Below are 17994 nucleotides of genomic sequence, written 5' to 3'. Positions count from 1 at the left end.
GCCCGCGCCCCGCGCGACCGCCCGGCGGCTACCCCCAGCGCCCGGTGCGCCCCATCAGCAGCGCCCCCGCCGCCACCCCGGCGGTGGAGGTGCGCAGCACCGACCGGCCCAGCCGGTAGGAGGCGGCACCGGCCTCGGCGAAGGCCGCCAGCTCGTCCGGGGCCACCCCGCCCTCGGGGCCCACCACCAGGAGGATCCGCCCGCTCTCCGGCAGCGGCTCGGTGGCCAGCGGCCGGGCGCCCTCCTCGTGGAGCACCGCGGCGAAGTCGGACTCGGCGATCAGCGTGGCGACCTGACGGGTGGTCGCCAGTCCGCCGACCTCGGGGAACCGCAGCCGCCTGGACTGCTTCCCCGCCTCCCGGGCCGCCGAGCGCCATTTGGCCAGCGCCTTCTCCCCCCGGTCCCCGCGCCACTGGGTGATGCAGCGGGAGGCGGCCCACGGCACCACCTCGTCCACCCCGACCTCGGTCATGGTCTCGACGGCCAGCTCGCCACGGTCGCCCTTGGGCAGCGCCTGCACCACGGTGACCCGCACCCCGGGGGCGGGCTCCGCGAGCGGCTCGTCCACCCGGACCTCCAACTGGTCCTTGCCCTCGACCGCGGTCACCGTGCCGGCCGCCCCGGTGCCCTGACCGTCCGTCAGCACCAGCCGCTCGCCCTGCGCGAGCCGCTTCACCGACACCGCGTGCCGCCCCTCCGGCCCGTGGAGACGCACCACCGCACCGGGCGCGACGCCCGCCAGGCTCTCGGACGGAACGACGAAGACCGGTGCGGTCATGGCGGTACGGCTCCCACGTGCGGAGTGACGGCGGCGGAGATCGGGGGGCGGTGCGGCCTACCGCCCGTTGAAGGCGTCCTTCAGCCGGGAGAACAGGCCCTGCTGGCCGGGCGCGAAGTGGCCGTTCGGCCGCTCCTCGCCGCGCAGCCGGGCGAGCCGGCGGACCAGCTCCTCCTGCTCCGCGTCCAGCTTGCTGGGGGTCTGCACCTCGACATGCACTATCAGGTCGCCGCGGCCGCCGCCGCGCAGGTGGGTGATGCCCCGGTTGTGCAGCGGGATCGACTGGCCGGACTGGGTACCGGGCCGGATGTCGACCTCCTCCGGGCCGTCCAGGGTCTCCAGCGGCACCTTGGTGCCCAGCGCGGCCGCCGTCATCGGCAGGGTGACCGTGCAGTGGAGGTCGTCGCCCCGGCGCTGGAAGATCGGGTGGGCGTTCTCCGAGACCTCGACGTAGAGGTCGCCGGCCGGGCCGCCGCCGGGGCCGACCTCGCCCTCGCCGGCCAGCTGGATCCGGGTGCCGTTGTCCACACCGGCCGGGATCTTGACCGTGAGGGTGCGGCGGGCGCGCACCCGTCCGTCGCCGGCGCACTCCGGGCAGGGGGTGGGCACGACGGTGCCGAAGCCCTGGCACTGCGGGCAGGGCCGGGAGGTCATGACCTGGCCCAGGAACGAGCGGGTGACCTGGGAGACCTCACCGCGGCCGCGGCACATGTCGCAGGTCTGCGGGCTGGTGCCGGGGGCCGCGCCCTCGCCGTTGCAGGTGGAGCAGACGACGGCGGTGTCCACCTGGATGTCCTTGGTGGTGCCGAAGGCCGCCTCGTTGAGCGAGATGTCGATGCGGATCATGGCGTCCTGGCCGCGCCGGGTCCGCGAGCGCGGTCCGCGCTGGCCGCCGGCCGCGCCGAAGAAGGCGTCCATGATGTCGCTGAACCCGAAGCCGGCGCCCTGCCCGAAGCCGCCGGCGCCGCCGCCGTTGGAGAGAGGATCGCCGCCCAGGTCGTACATCTGGCGCTTCTGCGGGTCCGAGAGGACCTCGTACGCGGCGTTGATCTCCTTGAAGCGCTCCTGCGTCTTGGGATCTGGATTGACGTCCGGGTGCAGTTCGCGGGCCAGGCGGCGGAATGCCTTCTTGATCTCGTCCTGGCTCGCGTCCTTCCGGACGCCGAGAACCGCGTAGTAGTCCGTGGCCACTTCTCAATGCTCCGCTTGGAATCTCGATGGGACGCTGTACTCAGCTCGGCTGCGCCTGTCCGCCTCCGGCCCCGCCATCACGACGCCGCCAGGATCTGGCCGACGTAACGGGCCACCGCCCGTACCGCGCCCATGGTGCCCGGGTAGTCCATCCGGGTGGGTCCGACCACCCCCAGTTTCGCGACGGACTCGTCGCCCGAACCGTAGCCCACCGAGACCACCGACGTGGAATTGAGTCCCTCATAGGCGTTCTCGTGGCCGATCCGGACGGACACTTCGGAGTCGCCCGTCTCCCCGAGCAGCCGGAGCAGCACCACCTGCTCCTCCAGCGCCTCCAGCACCGGCGCGATGGTGCGCGGGAAGTCGTGGGCGAAGCGGGTCAGGTTCGCCGTGCCGCCGAGCATCACCCGCTCCTCGGTCTGCTCGGCCAGCGTCTCGAACAGGGTCGCCAGGACCGTGGTGACGATCGGCCGGTCGTCCCGCTCGAACGCCTCCGGAAGGTCCAGCACCAGCCTGGGCACCTGGGCGAAGCGCTGGCCGCCGACCTTGGCGTTGAGCCGGGCGCGGAGGTCCGCGACCACCATCTCGCCGACCGGCGCCGGGCAGTCGATCAGCCGCTGCTCGACCCGGCCGGTGTCGGTGATCAGCACCAGCATCAGCCGCGCGGGGGCGAGCTGGAGCAACTCGATATGGCGAACCGTCGAACGGGTCAGCGAGGGGTACTGCACCACCGCGACCTGGCGGGTCAGCGTGGCCAGCAGCCGCACGGTGCGGGAGACGACGTCGTCGAGGTCGACGGCGGCGTCCAGGAACTGGTGGATCGCCCGGCGCTCCGGCTGGGAGAGCGGCTTGACCTCGGCGAGCCGGTCCACGAAGAGGCGGTACCCCTTGTCGGTGGGCACCCGGCCCGCGCTGGTGTGCGGCTGGGCGATGTAACCGTCCTCCTCCAGGGCGGCCATGTCGTTGCGCACCGTGGCCGGCGAGACACCCAGGCTGTGCCGCTCCACCAGGGCCTTGGACCCCACCGGCTCCTCCGTACCGACGTAGTCCTGGACGATGGCACGCAGCACGGCGAGCTTCCGTTCGTCCAGCATGGCACCCACCTCCTACGGTCCTGGCGTTCCGACTGGCACTCTGGAAGGCTGAGTGCCAGTACGGTACCCGCCAGTCTAGGACCAACGACCTGCTGACAGGAACGACCGGGGGCCTTCGGACGTCCCCTAGGTGGGGTGTGTGACCATCCGCATCGCCGATCGCCCCGACGAGGAGAAGGGCCCATGAGCAGTACGCCGACCAAGACCCGATTCGCTCCGGACCGCGGTCTCACCACGCGCATGGTGAGCACCATGTTCCTGATCGGGCTGCTCTACGTGGTCTTCGTCGGAGCGCTCATCGTGCTCCTTCGGGGAGCATGGCCGATCGTGGTCGTCATCGCAGGCGGCCTCTTCATTCTGCAGTTCTGGTTCAGCGGCAGGATCGCCGCCTTCAGCATGGGGGCCAAGGAGGTCTCCCCGGAGCAGTTCCCCGAACTCCATGGCGTGGTGGACCGGCTGTGTGCTCTGGCCGACATGCCCAAGCCGAAGGTCTGCGTCGCCGAGACCGACGTGCCGAACGCCTTCGCCACCGGCCGCAACCAGAAGAACGCGGTGGTCTGCGCCACCACCGGACTGCTCCGCCGGCTGGAGACCGACGAACTGGAGGGCGTCCTCGCCCACGAGCTCTCGCATGTCGCGCACAAGGACGTCGCGGTCATGACGATCGCCGGATTCCTGGGCGTGATGGCCGGCTTCATCACCCGGATCGGCATCGAGATGGGCTTCTGGGGCGGCTTCGGCGGCCGGGACGACGACGACGACCGCAACGAGGGCCTGGTCCTGCTGGTGGTCATCCTGTTCAGCGTGGTCGTCTACGCGATCAGCTTCCTGCTGACCCGGATGCTCTCCCGCTACCGCGAGCTCTCCGCGGACCGCTCGGCCGCGCTCCTCACCGGGCGGCCGTCCGCGCTGGCCTCCGCGCTGACCAAGGTCACCGGGGCGATGGGCGCCATCCCCACCCAGGACCTCCGCCAGGCCGAGCCGTTCAACGCCTTCTACTTCGCGCCGGCCTTCAAGGCCCGCGAGACGGCGAGCAACCTCCTCTCCACCCACCCGTCCCTGGAGCAGCGGCTGGAGCAGCTCGGCCGCATCTCCGCCCAGCTCGGAAGGGGCTGACCGAGAGCCATGGGATTCCTGGACACCCTCCTCGGCCGCACCAAGCCGGTCAAACCCGATCTGGACCAGCTCTTCGGACTCCCCTCCGCCGCGATCACCCTGGAGGCGGCGGCCGGCTTCAAGCCGACCGGCCTCGGCTCGGTCTGCTTCGCGGCCGCCGAGGGCGGGGCGTTCGCCCAGGTGCAGAGCGACGTCGAGGCGCTGCTCAACGCCGACCAGGGCCACCCGGTGGAGATCAGCCGGGACTCCTACGGCTACACCTGGCTGCTCTCCCGGCAGCCGGCCGACGACCTGGTCTCGCTGGTCAACGACGTCCACGCGGTGAACACCGCGCTCCAGGACAACGGGTTCGGGCCGCAGCTGCTCTGCTCGCTGGTCGCCTTCCAGAACGCCGAGGGGCAGAAGCTCGCGCTGGTCTACCTCTACAAGCGCGGCACCTTCTACCCGTTCGCGCCCGCGAAGTCCGGCGGCGAGAAGCGCAACAACGCCCTGGAACTCCAGATCAAGGCCATGATCGGCAACGACCTCAAGGTCGAGCAGGACCTCGGCCGCTGGTTCCCGGTCTGGGGCGCCCCGGGGCTGTAGCCCCTCCCGACCTCGCACTCCGGACTCGCCCTTCGGCCTCCCCCGGGCCGGCGCTCAGCCCGCGAGGGCGCGGGAGGCTCTGCTGGTGAGGGGGTCGGCGTCGCACCCGCGGGCCAGCTGGAGGGCCTTGCGGTACTGCTCCTCGGCCGGCCGGCGCAGGCCCTCCGCGGCGAGCGCCTCGGCGAGGTCGGTGACCGCGCAGGCGTGCTCGTAGGCCGCGGGGGACGCGGCCAGCAGGCCGACCGCCTGGTCCAGGAGCTCCACCCGCCGCGTCCCCTCCTCCAGCCCCGCGCGGACCCGCAGCGCCGCGCCGTGGGCGGAGGAGGTGCCGAAGCGGATCGCGCGGGCGACCGCCTCGTCGGCGAGCTCACGGGCGCGGTCCCGCGTGCCGGCCGCGGCGTGCGCCTCGGCCAGCGTCGGCAGCCAGGGGCACCAGGCCGGGTTGAGCATCGCGCGGGAGTCCAGCCGGGCCCCGGCCTCCGCCAGTTCGCGGATCGCCCCGGCCACGTCGCCGGTGGCCAGCAGCAGCTGCCCGCGGACCGCCTGCGAGTCCGGGAAGGTCACCGCTCGGGAGTAGGGCGCCTGGAAGCCGTGGCGCTCGGCCAGCCCGGCGGCCTCCGCGGTACGGCCCCGGGCCAGCAGGATCTGGATCAGGGTGCCCACCGCGTACCAGTGCACCGGGACCCGCGCGCCCACCCGCTGGGCCAGTTCGAGCCCGGAGCGGGCGGAGCTCTCGGCGTCCGCGAGCCGGCCGCGGCGGTAGCGGATCAGGCCCAGGATGGTGTGCCCGAAGGCGAGATGGGCGCCGCGCCAGCCGGCCTCCTCGAACTCGGCGATGCCGTCCGCGAAGAGCTCTTCCGCCCGGTCCGGGAGGTCGCAGTACATCTGGCTCAGCGCGACCAGCACCGGGATCTCGAAGGACCAGTCCTGCTCGGTCCAGCTCAGCCCGTCGGCCAGGGCCAGCCGGGAGTAGCGCAGCGCGGTCCTGGACGGCTCGCCGCGGACCACGGCGTCCCAGGCGCGCAGGCCCAGCAGGTAGGCGCCGGCGAGGCCGGAGTGCGCCGGGGCGCCGCGGTCGGCGCCCGCCGCGATCCGCTCGGCGAGCGCGGCCAGCCGCCGGGAGCGGGCCGGCGAGTCGGGCTCGTGGGCGTCGAAGGCGCCCCACATGAAGTTCCACACCTGGAGGCGCAGCCGGGTGCGGGCGCTCTCGGCGCGATGGGTCTCCTCGGCGATGGCCTCGGCCGCCTCGGTCAGGTGGTCGCTGTGGGCGAGCGCCTGGGCGTAGCGGACCACGATGTCCTCGCGCAGCCGCTGCGGCAGCCCGGGCTGCTCCAGAGCGATGCGCAGCTGGTTGGCGGTGGCCGCCGGGTCGTAGAGGAGGGTGGAGCAGCCGAGCTCGTAGAGCACCTCGGCCCGCTCCTGGTCGGCCGGCGGCTCGCGCAGCGCGCGGGCCAGGCAGCTCTGGGCCGACTCGGGCGCGCCGGCCTGCATGAAGAGGGAGGCCGCGGCGCGCAGCTGGGCGACCACCGTGGGGTCCCCGTCCGGTCTGGTCTCCAGCAGGTGGCGGGCGGCCTGCATGGGGCCGCCGCCGCTCTCCAGCACGGCCCAGGCCGCGCGGCCGTGCATGGCGGTGCGCACTCCGGACGGCATGGACCGGTACACCGCGGTGGCGAGCAGCGGGTGGACGTACTCCAGCACCCTGGCCCCGGTCAGGATGCGGGCGCCGCGGAGCCGTTCCGCCGCGTCCTCGGCCTCCTCCGGGGTGAGCGCGGCGACCTCGCCGGCCAGGGTGAGCGGGGTGTCGATGCCGAGGACGGCGACCGACCAGGCCAGCCGGACCGCGGCGGCGCCGAGCCGCTGCAGCCGGGAGACCATCCCCTGGCCCTTGACCGCCGCACCGATTCCGCGCAGCAGCGGGCAGGACCGCGCCACCGGGGCGATCCCCCGGCTCTGCGCCTTGACCACCAGCTCGACGGTCTCGAAGGGGTTGCCGCCGGTGACCGCCCACACCTCGCGGCAGAAGGAGGCCTCGGCCTCCTCCCCCATCACCCGCCGGACCAGCGCGGCCACCGCGTCCGGGGTGAGCTCGGAGAGCGGCAGCGGCCGGATGCCGTTGCGCCGGTCCATCTCGCGGAAGGCCTCGGCCTCCGCCGGGAGTTCGTCCGGGCGGTAGGCGACGGCCAGCATCAGCGGCAGGCCCTCCACCCGGGAGGCGAAGGCGGCCAGCCAGGCGAGCGAGTGGGCGTCGGCCCAGTGGGCGTCGTCCACGATCACCAGCAGCGGGCCGCGGCTCACCGCGAGGTTGGTGAAGACCCAGTCCAGGCCGTCCCGGACGCCCTGCGGGTCGGGGGCGGCGACGGCCGCGGAACCGGTGCCGCCCACCACCGCGAGGGCCGGGCCGAGCCCCACCGCGGGGCCGACGATGTCGTACCAACTGCCCAGCAGGGCACGGCGTTCCGCCTCCCCGGCCGCGGCCAGCAGCGGTTGCAGCAGGCTGCGCACCACATGGAAGGCGAGCCGCTGCTCCTGCTCGCCGCCGCGGGCGGAGAGCACCGTGCAGCCGGTGTCGGCCGCGGACCTGCGGAGCTCGCCCAGCAGCCGGGTCTTGCCGAGTCCGGCGCCGCCGGTGAACACCAGCAGCCGGCCGGCGGCCGAACCCGAGGCGAGAGCCGCCAGGGACTCCCGGATCGTGCCCAGCTCGGTCTCGCGCTCCAGCAGCGCGACGGCCGCCTCGCTCCGTTCCACGTCCACGAGTGCCGCCCCTCGGGCCTTCGGCGCACCCCGGGGGTGCGACCGCCATGCCCCATAGTGCCGCGTTCGGAGGGCGGGGCGAACGGGTATCGACGGGAAATCCGTAGGTCGTTCCGGCGAGCGAGATCGACCGGATCGTAGACTCGACCGACCGGTAGGCAGAAGCACTTGATGGGGTGTCAGATGGGTCCGTCACGAAGCCATGACCGAGCCGTGGCGGGGCGCCCCGGACATGTCGACCTCACCGCGCCCTGGAAGCGGCAGAAGCCGGCGCCCGAGGTCGAGGCCGAGGCCGGGCTGGTCGTCGAGGAGGCCGCCACCGGGTTCTGCGGGGCGGTGACCCGGGTGGAGAAGACCCCGCTCGGGCTGACCGTGACCCTGGAGGACCGCTTCGGCAAGCTGCGGGTCTTCCCGCTGGAGCCGCGCGGCTTCCTGATCGACGGGGAGGCGGTCACCCTGGTCCGGCCGAGGGCCGGGGGCGCCGGGGGCGCCGGGGGCGCGACCGCCCGGATCACCGCCTCGGGCTCGCTGGCGGTCGCGGACCAGCGGGCCCGGGTGGCGCTGCCCTCCCGGATCTACGTCGAGGGCCGGCACGACGCCGAGCTGGTCGAGCGGGTCTGGGGCGACGACCTGCGGGTCGAGGGCGTGGTCGTGGAGTACCTGGAGGGCGTGGACGATCTGCCGGCGATCGTCGCCGAGTTCGCGCCGGGGCCGGGGCGGCGGCTGGGGGTGCTGGTGGACCACCTGGTGCCGGGCAGCAAGGAGTCGCGGATCGCGGCGCAGGTGACGGGCGAGCACGTGCTGGTCGTGGGACATCCGTTCATCGACATCTGGGCGGCGGTGAAGCCGGCCGCGGTGGGTATCCCCGGCTGGCCGGAGGTGCCGCGCGACGAGGAGTGGAAGCGCGGCGTCTGCGCGCGCCTGGGCTGGCCGGACGACCCGCCGGCCGCGTGGCGCCGGATCCGCGGCGCGGTCACCTCCTACCGCGACCTGGAACCGGCCCTGCTGGGCCGCGTCGAGGAACTGATCGACTTCGTGACCGCGCCGTAGCCGGGCGCGGGCTCGCAGCCGGCCGGGCGCGCGGTTCCCCGCGCCCCTTCGGGCCGTCATGGCCCTGTGCCCCGGGAGTTGCGCAGCAACTCAAGGGGCGCGGGGAACTGCGCGCCCGGCCACCCACCGGCCCGCACCCGGCTTCGGCGTAAGCCCTGTCAGTGCGGCGTGAGACGCTAGTGGCGTCATGCCGAAGAATGCTGCTGGGAACGATCCCCTCGCGCCGGTCACCCTCGCCGTCGGACCGGAGGAACTGCTGGTCGACCGCGTCGTGGGCGCGGTGATCGCGGCCGCCAGGGCCGCCGATCCGGACACCGACGTCCGCGACGTCCCGCCGGGCGGCCTCCAGCCCGGCTCGCTGGACGAGTTGACCTCTCCCTCGCTCTTCGCCGAGCGCAAGGTGATCGTGGTGCGCGCCGCCCAGGACTGCGGCTCGGACGTGGTCAAGGAGCTCAAGGCGTACGTCGCGTCCCCGGCCGAGGGCACCGTCCTGGTGCTGGCGCACGCCGGCGGGGCCAAGGGCAAGGCGCTGCTGGACGCCGCCCGCAAGGCCGGCGCGCGCGAGGTCGCCTGCGCCAAGCTGACCAAGCCGGCCGAGCGGCTGGCCTTCGTCAAGGCCGAGTTCCGGACCGCTGGACGCTCGGCCACCGAGGACGCCTGCCGGGCGCTGCTCGACTCCGTCGGCAGCGACCTCCGCGAGCTCGCCTCGGCCTGCAGCCAGCTGGCGGCGGACACCGAGGGCACCATCGACGAGGCCGTGGTCGCCACCTACTACACCGGGCGGGCCGAGTCCACCGGCTTCCAGGTCGCCGACCTGGCCGTGGCCGGGCGTACCGCGGAGGCGCTGGGGCAGCTGCGCTGGGCGCTCGCCGTCGGCGAGAAGCCGACCGGCATCGTCTACGCGCTGGCCTCCGGCGTGCGGGCGATCGGCCGGGTGGCCACCGCGGACCGCGGGATGCGCCCGGCCGATCTGGCCCGCGAGCTGGGGATGCCCCCGTGGAAGATCGACCGGGTGCGGCAGCAGATGCGCGGCTGGACCGGGGACGGCGTCGCCCGCGCCCTGTCCGCTCTCGCGGAGGCGGACGCGGCGGTCAAGGGCGCCGGCGGCGACCCGGCGTACGCGCTGGAGCGCGCGGTCGTGGCGGTGGCGGGGCAGGCGCGCGGGCGGCGGTAGGCGCGGGGTCCCCTCCGGGGCCACCGCCTTCCGCGCCCCGCCTTCGGCGCCGCGATCGAGGCGGGAAAAGCAAGCGGCCCCCTGGGGAAAGGGGGCCGCTCGGACACCGCACCCGCGTGGCGAACGCAGGCCGCGTGCGGTGCTTTGCTCGTTCTGTTGTCGTCCCGGCCGGCGCGGGTGAGAGGGACCGCTGTTGCCCGCCGAGCGCAGGGGCGCCGAAGCGCGCCCCGCAGGCCTTACTTCGCCGCGGTGTTGACCTTGGCGGCGAGCGCCGACTTCTTGTTGGCGGCCTGGTTCTTGTGGATGACGCCCTTGCTGACAGCCTTGTCCAGCTGGCGGGCGGCAGCCTTGTTCAGCTCCTGGGCCTTCTGCAGGTCGCCGGCCTCGGCGGCCTCACGGGCCCGACGGATGGCGGTCTTCAGAGAGGACTTGACGGCCTTGTTGCGCTGCCGAGCCTTCTCGTTCGTCTTGATCCGCTTGAGCTGGGACTTGATGTTCGCCACGAAAACGCCTCAGTGTTTGAGATCTTTCAGGGATCCGCGCCCGGGCAGACTTCGGCCAGGCGCAGACGGACAGGCTACCAGCCGTCCAGGTCAGGCCCCAAAACGGCGATGAGCCGCGCGCGCATGGGACGATGGGCGGAGACATCTGGTAACCGCCTCCAAGAACTGGACCCTGCGTGCCCGCCAATTCCGCCATCCCCGCGAACGTGCCGGAGCCCAGCCGCACCGATCCGGCGCTGATCCGCAACTTCTGCATCATCGCCCATATCGACCACGGCAAGTCGACCCTGGCCGACCGGATGCTCCAGCTGACCGGCGTGGTCGAGCAGCGGCAGATGCGCGCCCAGTACCTCGACCGGATGGACATCGAGCGCGAGCGCGGCATCACCATCAAGTCCCAGGCGGTCCGGCTGCCGTGGGCGCCGACCATCGGCGCGGAGGCCGGCCGGACGCACGTCCTGAACATGATCGACACCCCCGGCCACGTCGACTTCACCTACGAGGTCTCGCGCTCGCTGGCCGCCTGCGAGGGCACCGTCCTGCTGGTGGACGCGGCCCAGGGGATCGAGGCCCAGACGCTGGCCAACCTCTACCTGGCGCTGGAGAACGATCTGACGATCATCCCGGTGCTGAACAAGATCGACCTGCCCGCGGCCCAGCCGGAGAAGTACGCCGAGGAGCTGGCGAACATCATCGGCTGCGACCCGTCCGAGGTGCTGAAGGTCAGCGCCAAGACCGGGATGGGCGTCGAGGACTTGCTGGACCAGGTGGTCGAGCGGATCCCGGCCCCGGTCGGCGACGCCGACGCGCCCGCCCGCGCGATGATCTTCGACTCGGTCTTCGACTCCTACCGCGGCGTCGTCACCTACGTCCGGGTCGTCGACGGTCAGCTGAGCAAGCGCGAGCGGATCCGGATGATGTCCACCGACGCCACCCACGAGCTGCTGGAGATCGGGGTGATCTCGCCCGAGCCGAAGCCCTCCGACGGGCTGGGCGTCGGCGAGGTCGGCTACCTGATCACCGGCGTGAAGGACGTCCGGCAGTCCAAGGTCGGCGACACCATCACCGCGCAGCACAAGGGCGCGGTCCAGGCCCTGGGCGGCTACAAGGACCCCAAGCCCATGGTGTTCTCCGGGCTCTACCCGCTGGACGGCTCGGACTACCCCGAGCTCCGGGACGCCCTGGACAAGCTGCGGCTGAACGACGCCGCGCTGGTCTACGAGCCGGAAACCTCGGTGGCCCTCGGCTTCGGCTTCCGCTGCGGCTTCCTCGGCCTCCTCCACCTGGAGATCATCCGCGAGCGCCTGGAGCGCGAGTTCGGCCTGGACCTGATCTCCACCGCGCCCAACGTGGTCTACCGGGTGGACATGGAGGACGGCACCGAGCACCGGGTGACCAACCCTTCCGAGTTCCCCGGCGGCAAGATCTCCGCCGTCCACGAGCCGGTGGTCCGGGCGACCGTGCTGACCCCGAGCGAGTTCGTCGGCTCGGTGATGGAGCTCTGCCAGGGCCGGCGCGGCTCGCTCCTCGGCATGGACTACCTCTCCGAGGACCGCGTCGAGCTGCGGTACACCCTGCCGCTCGCGGAGATCGTCTTCGACTTCTTCGACCAGCTGAAGTCCAAGACCCGCGGCTACGCCTCGCTGGACTACGAGCCCACCGGCGAGCAGCAGTCCGACCTGGTGCGGGTGGACATCCTGCTGCACGGCGACCCGGTGGACGCCTTCTCCGCGATCGTCCACAAGGACAAGGCCTACAACTACGGCGTGATGATGGCCGGGAAGCTGCGCGAGCTGATCCCGCGGCAGCAGTTCGAGGTGCCGATCCAGGCCGCGATCGGCTCCCGGGTGATCGCCCGCGAGACCGTCCGGGCGATCCGCAAGGACGTCCTCTCCAAGTGCTACGGCGGCGACATCTCGCGTAAGCGGAAGCTGCTGGAGAAGCAGAAGGAGGGCAAGAAGCGGATGAAGATGGTGGGCAGGGTCGAGGTGCCCCAGGAGGCCTTCATCGCCGCCCTCTCCACCGACGCGGACGCGGCGGGCGAGAAGAAGAAGTAGCCGCGAAGTAGCCGCGCGGAGTGCCGTCGCGGGCGCGGGCGCGCTCGCGACGGCGGGGGCGGCGGCGGTGCCGGCCGCGGCCCGGTGAAGGTGCGGGTTAGGGGTGAATACCGGCTCGGCCGCCCGGCGGGCCGCACGGCTCCGGTAGCGTCCCCAGCGCATCACGCTCTCCCAGCCGCCTCCGGCCCCGCCGGAGCCTCCAGGAAGCCACCCGAGCCATGCCCGAACAGCAGCCGCCCTCCGCACCCTGGTACGACCCGCGGGTCTTCGCGTCCACCCCGCTCGGCCGGCTGGGCGCGAGCCCGCGGCGCGGCGAGGACCCGGCGGCGGTCGGGCCGTACGCGGTGCTGGCCGTGCTGGGCCGGGGCGGGATGGGCAGGATCTACCTCGGCCGCCCGTCCTCCGGAGCCCCCGGCCTGGCCACCGTCAAGGTGATCCGCCCGGAGTACGCGGACGACCCGCAGTTCCGGCTCCGCTTCCGGCGCGAGGCGACGGCGCTGCAGCGGGTGCGCGGCGAGTACACGGCGGTCTTCCTCGGGGTCTCCCCCGACGGTTCGGACGGGCAGCCGCTGTGGATGGCGGCCGAGTACATCCCCGGGCTGAGCCTGTCCGACGCGGTCGCCGCGACCGGGCGGCTGCGTGCCGAGGCCGCCTGGCGGCTGGTCGGCGACCTGGGCGGCGCGGTCGCCGCGATGGAGCGGGTCGGCGTGGTGCACCGGGACCTCAAGCCGGCGAACGTGGTGCTCGGGCCGGACGGCGGGCGGCTGATCGACTTCGGCATCGCGTACGCCGCCGAGACCTCCAGCATCACGGTCACCGGACAGCAGGTGGGCACCCCGGCGTACATGTCCCCCGAGCAGGTCCGGGGGCAGGCCGTCAGCTCGGCGGCGGACGTCTTCTCGCTGGGCTCGGTGATCGCCTACGCGGTGGCCGGAAGTGCCCCCTTCGGCGCCGGTACGACGGTGGACGTGCTGCACCGGGTGGCCTTCGAGCCGCCGAAGGAGGAGGTGCTGGCGGAGGTCGCGGAGGCCGACCCGGGGCTGGCCGCGCTGGTCGAGCGGTGCCTGGAGAAGGACGCCGGGCGGCGCCCGTCCCCGGAGGAGCTGATCGCCGAGGCCAATCTGCGGCGGGTCGGTACGCCCTGGTCGGCGGAGCTGAGCTCGCTGATCCTGGACCGCTGCCAGGCGGCCGGGGAGGCGGAGCGGGCGCCGCTGCCGGAGTCCACCGGCACCCTGCGGATCGGCCCGGCCGTCGGGCCGGACCCCGGCGCCCCCGCGGCCCCGCACGGGGTGCCCGGCTTCGGGCCGCCGACGGCGGGGACGCCCGGCGGCCAGGAGACCCCGGGAACCGCGGCCGCGCCCTACGGCACCCCGCAGAGCACCGCCCACGACCACACGCGGGGCCCGGGCGGCGGACGGACGCCGACCGCCCCGACCGATCCCCTGGTCGGCCCGCGCTTCGGCTTCCCGCCGCCGACCGCCTCGCCCCAGGCTTCCTCGGGGGACGCGGGGAGCGCGGGGCCCGCGGGGCCCGACTCCGGGCAGGGTGAACGCCCGCACCGCGGCCGCCTGTTGACCGTCCTGGGCGCGGCCGGCACGGTCCTGGTCGCGGCGGCCGTCGCGGCGACGGTCACCCTGCTGGTGGATAACCACGGCGCCGGCCGGCCAGTGGCGGCCGCCGCCGGGTCGGCCTCCGCCTCGGCCGCCCTCTCGCCCGGCACCGTCGCGAGCGCCTCGGCCGCCCGGCCGAGCCCGAGCGGGGGGACGAGTACCCGCGCCTCCGCCCCCGCCTCCGCCTCGGCGGCCGCCGCCTCCGCCGCCGCGCCCACCACCGCGGCGGCCGGGGCCCGGCCGCCTCCAGCGCACCGGCCGCCCGGCCGACCGCCACCCGCAAGGCCGCGCCGCCGCCGGCGCCGGCCCCCTCGCCGACCCAGCCGTCCTGGGACCGGGCCTGCACCTACTACTCGGGAACGGCGCTCACCCAGCAGGGCGACACCGGGCCGGCCGTCCAGGAGGTGCAGTGCATCCTGGTGCACCGCGGGTACAGCGTCGGCTCCTCCGGGGTGGACGGCCAGTTCGGACCGGACACGGCGGCCGCGGTCAAGCGGTTCCAGACCGACCAGCGGATCTCGGTGGACGGCCAGGTCGGCCCGGAGACCTGGAGCCATCTGCGGGCCGGCTGACCCCGGTCAGGGCTTCCACCCGGGGTCGCGTCCGGACAGGGCGACCGCCCGGGCCAGCGGGTCGGCGCCCGCGCTGGAGAGGGCGACCGGCTCGGCGAAGCCCCCGTACTGCCGGTACATCGCCGCGTGCTCCTCGACCAGCCGCAGCACGTGCTCGGCGCTCGCCTCCGGCAGCCGGTACTCCACCCCGATCGCCCGGCCCAGGTCCCAGCCGTGGAGGACCAGCTCCATCAGGTTCATCCCGGCGACCGCCTCGGCCGGCATCGTCTGCCCGCCGAGGTCCATCTCCTCCTCCCAGACCCGCGGATCGCTCCAGGCGGCCACCGCCTTGTCCAGCTGGACGCGGTACGCCTCCGCCCAGTCCGGGTCGGCGGTGAAGTCCCGCTTCTGCCACTCCTCGGGGACGGACCGGCCCCTGGCCCGCGCCTCCAGACTGTGCGAGGTCCACAGCACCAGATGGTTCGTCAGCGTCCGGACGTCGTACTCGGCGCACGGCGTCGGCCCGGACATCTGGTCGGGCCGCACCTCCTCGGCGACCCGGGCGGCCTCGGCGGCCGCCGTGGCCAGTTCTCCCACCAGCGGATTGATGACTTCGTTCATACCGCCGACGCTAGGGGCCGAGCGGGCCGATCGTCTTGAAGAAACGCGCCAGTCGACTGTCAGTCCCCCCGGTTAGCCTGCGGAGCATGGCACTTCGCGGGGTTCTCCACCAGGAGGCGGCGGGCGACCGGTTCGCCGTCCGCCGCCTTCCGCCGGCGCCCGAGCTGGCCCCCTTCGTCGACTACCACTGGGTGGTCCGCTGGGACCTGCGCGGCCGGCCGCCGTACCGGCAGCCGGTGCTCGCGCATCCGCACGTCCACCTGGTCTACGAGGCCGGCGGCCCGCGGGTCTACGGCATCGACCGCGGGCTGTTCACCCGGCTGCTGGCCGGCCGCGGCCGCGTCCACGGGATCAGGTTCACCCCGGGCGGCTTCCGCGCCTACTCGGGCGGGCGCCCGGTGGGCGCGCTGGCGGATCTCCGGCTGCCCGCCGAGGAGTTCTTCGGCCCCTCGATAGCGGCCCTCAACCCGCTGGTCCTGCGGTCGCCGGAGGAGACCGGCCCGGCGGCCGCCCCGCTCCTCCCGGCGCCGGCCGCCGACCCCCAGGCGGCCTTCGCGGGCGAGCTGGTCGCGGCCGTCGGCGCGGACCGGGGGCTGCTCCGGGTGGGGCAGCTGGCCGCGCTGGCGGGGCTCTCGGTCCGCTCGCTCCAGCGGCTCTTCCACGAGTACGTCGGGGCCGGTCCGAAGTGGGTGATACGCCGGGCCCGGCTGCACGAGCTCACCGACCGCGCGGCCGGCGCGGCGGTCCGGGACGCGCCGGTGGACTGGTCCGCCCTGGCCGCCGACCTCGGCTACGCCGACCAGGCCCACCTCACCCGCGACTTCACCGCCGCGACCGGCCTCAGCCCCACCGCCTACGCCGCGGCCGGCCGCTGACGGTTCGTCAGCGGCCGGCCGGGGAGCGGCGGACGGCGGGTGGTCAGTCGACCTCGGCGACCGCCTCGGCGAACTGCGCCTGGTAGAGCTTGGCGTAGGCGCCGTCGGCGGCCAGCAGCGTGTCGTGGTCGCCCTGCTCCACGATGGCGCCGTTCTCCATCACCAGGATGGTGTCCGCGTCCCGGATGGTGGAGAGCCGGTGGGCGATCACGAACGCGGTGCGCCCGCTGCGCAGCCGCTCCATGGCCCGCTGGATCAGCACCTCGGTGCGGGTGTCGACCGAGCTGGTGGCCTCGTCCAGGATCAGGATGGTCGGCTCGGCGAGGAACGCCCGGGCGATGGTCAGCAGCTGCTTCTCGCCCGCGCTGACGTTGTTCCCCTCCTCGTCGATCACCGTGTCGTAGCCGTCCGGCAGGGTCCGGATGAAGCGGTCGGCGTGCGCGGCCCTGGCCGCCTCGACCACCTCCTCGCGGGTGGCGCCGGTGCGCCCGTAGGCGATGTTCTCGGCGATGGTGCCGCCGAAGAGCCAGGTGTCCTGGAGGACCATGCCGGTGCGGCCGCGCAGCTCCTCGCGGTCCATCCCGGCGATGTCCACGCCGTCCAGGGTGATCTGGCCGCCGGTCACGTCGTAGAACCGCATCAGCAGGTTGACCAGGGTGGTCTTGCCGGCCCCGGTCGGCCCGACGATGGCGATCGAGTGCCCCGGCTCGGCGACCAGCGAGAGGTCCTCGATCAGCGGCTTGTTCTCCTCGTAGCGGAAGGAGACGTGCTCGAAGGCGACCCGCCCGCGCAGCGGCTCGGGACGCAGCGGGGACTCCGGCTCGGCGTCCTGCTCCTCGGCGTCCAGCAGGTCGAAGACCCGCTCGGCGGAGGCCACCCCGGACTGCAGCAGGTTGGCCATCGAGGCGACCTGGGTGAGCGGCTGGGTGAACTGCCGGGAGTACTGGATGAACGCCTGGACGTCGCCGATGGACAGCGACCCGGAGGCCACCCGCAGACCGCCGACCACGGCGACCAGCACGTAGTTGATGTTGCCGATGAAGAGCATGCAGGGCTGCATCAGCCCGGAGATGAACTGGGCCTTGAAGGCGGAGCGGTAGAGCTTCTCGTTCTGCTCCTCGAAGAGCTCCGCGGCCTCCTTCTCCCGGCCGAAGAGCCGGACCAGGGTGTGCCCGGTGTACATCTCCTCGATGTGGGCGTTGAGCTTGCCGGTGGTCTTCCACTGCTGGACGAACTCCGGCTGCGCCCGCTTGCCGATCTTGGCCGCGACCCAGGCCGAGGCCGGGATGGAGAGCAGCGCGATCAGCGCCAGCAGCCAGGAGATGTAGAACATCATGGCCAGCACGCCGGCGATGGTCAGCAGCGAGACCAGCACCTGGCTCATGGTCTGCTGGAGGGTCTGCCCGAGGTTGTCGATGTCGTTGGTGACCCGGGAGAGCACCTCCCCGCGCGGCTGCTTGTCGAAGTAGCTCAGCGGCAGCCGCCCGAGCTTGTCCTCGACGTCCCCGCGCAGCCGGGCCAGCGCCCGCTGGAGGGCCCGGTTGATCAGCCGGCCCTGGGCGATCCCGCACAGCCCGGAGGCCGCGTAGACGATGGTGACCAGCAGCAGTACCCGGCCGACCGCGCCGAAGTCGATGCCCTGGCCTGGGATCAGGTGGGTCATCGAGGCCACCATGTCGGCGATCCGGCCCTGCCCGTGGGCGCGCAGCCCGGCGACCGCCTCCGCCTGGGTGCTGCCGGCCGGCAGCCGCTTGCCGATCACCCCGGAGAAGATCAGGTCGGTGGCCCGGCCGAGGATCTTCGGGCCGACCACGGAGAGCCCCACCGAGACGACCGCCAGCACCAGCACGGTGGAGAGCAGCGTCCGTTCGGGGCGGAGGAGGCCGAGCAGCCGGCGGGCGCTCTGCTTGAAGTGGAGGGACTTCTCCACCGGTCCGCCGCTCATGAACCGGGCCGGGCCCGGCCCCGCCGCGCCCGGGCGGCGGCGGTTCGCGGCCTTGGTCTCCTCGTTCACCGAGTCGGCGTTCGCCGAATTCGA

Annotated in this window: 14 protein-coding genes and 1 pseudogene; 8 read left to right on the top strand and 7 right to left on the bottom strand. The window is 73.7% G+C overall.

Annotated features, from left to right (window positions below):
- Nucleotides 1–28: 28 nt before the first annotated feature.
- From BS73_RS26180 to hrcA, 3 genes are all read right to left on the bottom strand, one after another.
- Nucleotides 29–778: a 16S rRNA (uracil(1498)-N(3))-methyltransferase gene (locus BS73_RS26180; RefSeq protein WP_037576511.1), complete on the bottom strand. Its 750-nt coding sequence runs from the start codon at nucleotides 776–778 to the stop codon at nucleotides 29–31.
- Between the two features lie 57 nt (nucleotides 779–835).
- Nucleotides 836–1969 carry a molecular chaperone DnaJ gene (gene dnaJ / locus BS73_RS26175; RefSeq protein WP_037576509.1) on the bottom strand — a complete coding sequence of 378 codons (1134 nt, stop codon included), beginning with the start codon at nucleotides 1967–1969 and terminating at the stop codon, nucleotides 836–838.
- Between the two features lie 77 nt (nucleotides 1970–2046).
- On the bottom strand, nucleotides 2047–3063 hold the full coding sequence (gene hrcA, locus BS73_RS26170; protein ID WP_037576507.1) for a heat-inducible transcriptional repressor HrcA: 1017 nt from the start codon (nucleotides 3061–3063) through the stop codon (nucleotides 2047–2049).
- A 183-nt stretch (nucleotides 3064–3246) separates the two neighbouring features.
- Between hrcA and htpX the strand changes: the two genes are divergently transcribed.
- Entirely contained in the window at nucleotides 3247–4179 is a 933-nt protein-coding gene (htpX, locus tag BS73_RS26165; RefSeq protein WP_037576504.1) for a zinc metalloprotease HtpX, read from the top strand.
- Between the two features lie 9 nt (nucleotides 4180–4188).
- Nucleotides 4189–4764 (top strand): PspA-associated protein PspAB, encoded by a 576-nt coding sequence (pspAB, locus tag BS73_RS37715; RefSeq protein WP_037576501.1) that lies wholly within the window; start codon nucleotides 4189–4191, stop codon nucleotides 4762–4764.
- A gap of 54 nt (nucleotides 4765–4818) precedes the next feature.
- Here pspAB and BS73_RS26155 read toward each other — a convergent pair whose 3' ends face one another.
- Nucleotides 4819–7515 carry an ATP-binding protein gene (locus tag BS73_RS26155; protein WP_051940642.1) on the bottom strand — a complete coding sequence of 899 codons (2697 nt, stop codon included), beginning with the start codon at nucleotides 7513–7515 and terminating at the stop codon, nucleotides 4819–4821.
- Nucleotides 7516–7728: 213 nt separating this feature from the next.
- On the opposite strand from BS73_RS26155, the gene BS73_RS26150 reads away from it, so the two are divergent.
- Together BS73_RS26150 and holA are read left to right on the top strand one after the other, a co-directional pair.
- Nucleotides 7729–8565, top strand: coding sequence for a DUF3097 domain-containing protein (locus BS73_RS26150; protein ID WP_037576499.1), 837 nt, complete (start codon nucleotides 7729–7731; stop codon nucleotides 8563–8565).
- A 187-nt stretch (nucleotides 8566–8752) separates the two neighbouring features.
- Nucleotides 8753–9739, top strand: a complete 987-nt coding sequence (gene holA / locus BS73_RS26145; protein ID WP_037576498.1) for a DNA polymerase III subunit delta — start codon at nucleotides 8753–8755, stop codon at nucleotides 9737–9739.
- A 236-nt stretch (nucleotides 9740–9975) separates the two neighbouring features.
- On the opposite strand, the gene rpsT is transcribed toward holA, so the two are convergent.
- On the bottom strand, nucleotides 9976–10242 hold the full coding sequence (gene rpsT, locus BS73_RS26140) for a 30S ribosomal protein S20 (RefSeq protein WP_037576496.1): 267 nt from the start codon (nucleotides 10240–10242) through the stop codon (nucleotides 9976–9978).
- Between the two features lie 176 nt (nucleotides 10243–10418).
- Here rpsT and lepA point away from each other — a divergent pair, with 176 nt between their 5' ends.
- From lepA to BS73_RS36570, 3 genes and pseudogenes are all read left to right on the top strand, one after another.
- Nucleotides 10419–12299, top strand: a complete 1881-nt coding sequence (lepA, locus tag BS73_RS26135) for a translation elongation factor 4 (RefSeq protein ID WP_322987295.1) — start codon at nucleotides 10419–10421, stop codon at nucleotides 12297–12299.
- A gap of 218 nt (nucleotides 12300–12517) precedes the next feature.
- A pseudogene (locus BS73_RS36575) lies at nucleotides 12518–13399 on the top strand (serine/threonine-protein kinase); the annotation flags it as partial.
- Nucleotides 13400–14313: 914 nt separating this feature from the next.
- Nucleotides 14314–14481, top strand: coding sequence for a peptidoglycan-binding domain-containing protein (locus BS73_RS36570; protein ID WP_084704371.1), 168 nt, complete (start codon nucleotides 14314–14316; stop codon nucleotides 14479–14481).
- A gap of 6 nt (nucleotides 14482–14487) precedes the next feature.
- On the opposite strand, the gene BS73_RS26115 is transcribed toward BS73_RS36570, so the two are convergent.
- Nucleotides 14488–14991, bottom strand: a complete 504-nt coding sequence (locus BS73_RS26115) for a TIGR03086 family metal-binding protein (RefSeq protein WP_322987315.1) — start codon at nucleotides 14989–14991, stop codon at nucleotides 14488–14490.
- 176 nt (nucleotides 14992–15167) lie between these two features.
- On the opposite strand from BS73_RS26115, the gene BS73_RS40475 reads away from it, so the two are divergent.
- Nucleotides 15168–15956, top strand: a complete 789-nt coding sequence (locus tag BS73_RS40475) for a helix-turn-helix domain-containing protein (RefSeq protein ID WP_037576492.1) — start codon at nucleotides 15168–15170, stop codon at nucleotides 15954–15956.
- A 43-nt stretch (nucleotides 15957–15999) separates the two neighbouring features.
- On the opposite strand, the gene BS73_RS26105 is transcribed toward BS73_RS40475, so the two are convergent.
- On the bottom strand, nucleotides 16000–17901 hold the full coding sequence (locus tag BS73_RS26105) for an ABC transporter ATP-binding protein (protein WP_200886827.1): 1902 nt from the start codon (nucleotides 17899–17901) through the stop codon (nucleotides 16000–16002).
- Nucleotides 17902–17994 lie beyond the last annotated feature (93 nt).

The organism is Phaeacidiphilus oryzae TH49, from assembly GCF_000744815.1.
In the GTDB taxonomy this organism is placed as follows: domain Bacteria; phylum Actinomycetota; class Actinomycetes; order Streptomycetales; family Streptomycetaceae; genus Phaeacidiphilus; species Phaeacidiphilus oryzae.
This window is presented reverse-complemented; position numbering and strand designations above follow the sequence as displayed.

Excerpts from the sequence above, each read along its gene's own strand:
- BS73_RS26180 (WP_037576511.1), bottom strand. The coding sequence starts at position 778 with ATGACCGCACCGGTCTTCGTCGTTCCGTCCGAGAGCCTGGCGGGCGTC.
- hrcA (WP_037576507.1), bottom strand. The coding sequence starts at position 3,063 with ATGCTGGACGAACGGAAGCTCGCCGTGCTGCGTGCCATCGTCCAGGAC.
- htpX (WP_037576504.1), top strand. The coding sequence starts at position 3,247 with ATGAGCAGTACGCCGACCAAGACCCGATTCGCTCCGGACCGCGGTCTC.
- pspAB (WP_037576501.1), top strand. The coding sequence starts at position 4,189 with ATGGGATTCCTGGACACCCTCCTCGGCCGCACCAAGCCGGTCAAACCC.
- holA (WP_037576498.1), top strand. The coding sequence starts at position 8,753 with ATGCCGAAGAATGCTGCTGGGAACGATCCCCTCGCGCCGGTCACCCTC.
- BS73_RS26115 (WP_322987315.1), bottom strand. The coding sequence starts at position 14,991 with ATGTCCGGGCCGACGCCGTGCGCCGAGTACGACGTCCGGACGCTGACG.
- BS73_RS40475 (WP_037576492.1), top strand. The coding sequence starts at position 15,168 with ATGGCACTTCGCGGGGTTCTCCACCAGGAGGCGGCGGGCGACCGGTTC.
- BS73_RS26105 (WP_200886827.1), bottom strand. The coding sequence starts at position 17,901 with ATGAGCGGCGGACCGGTGGAGAAGTCCCTCCACTTCAAGCAGAGCGCC.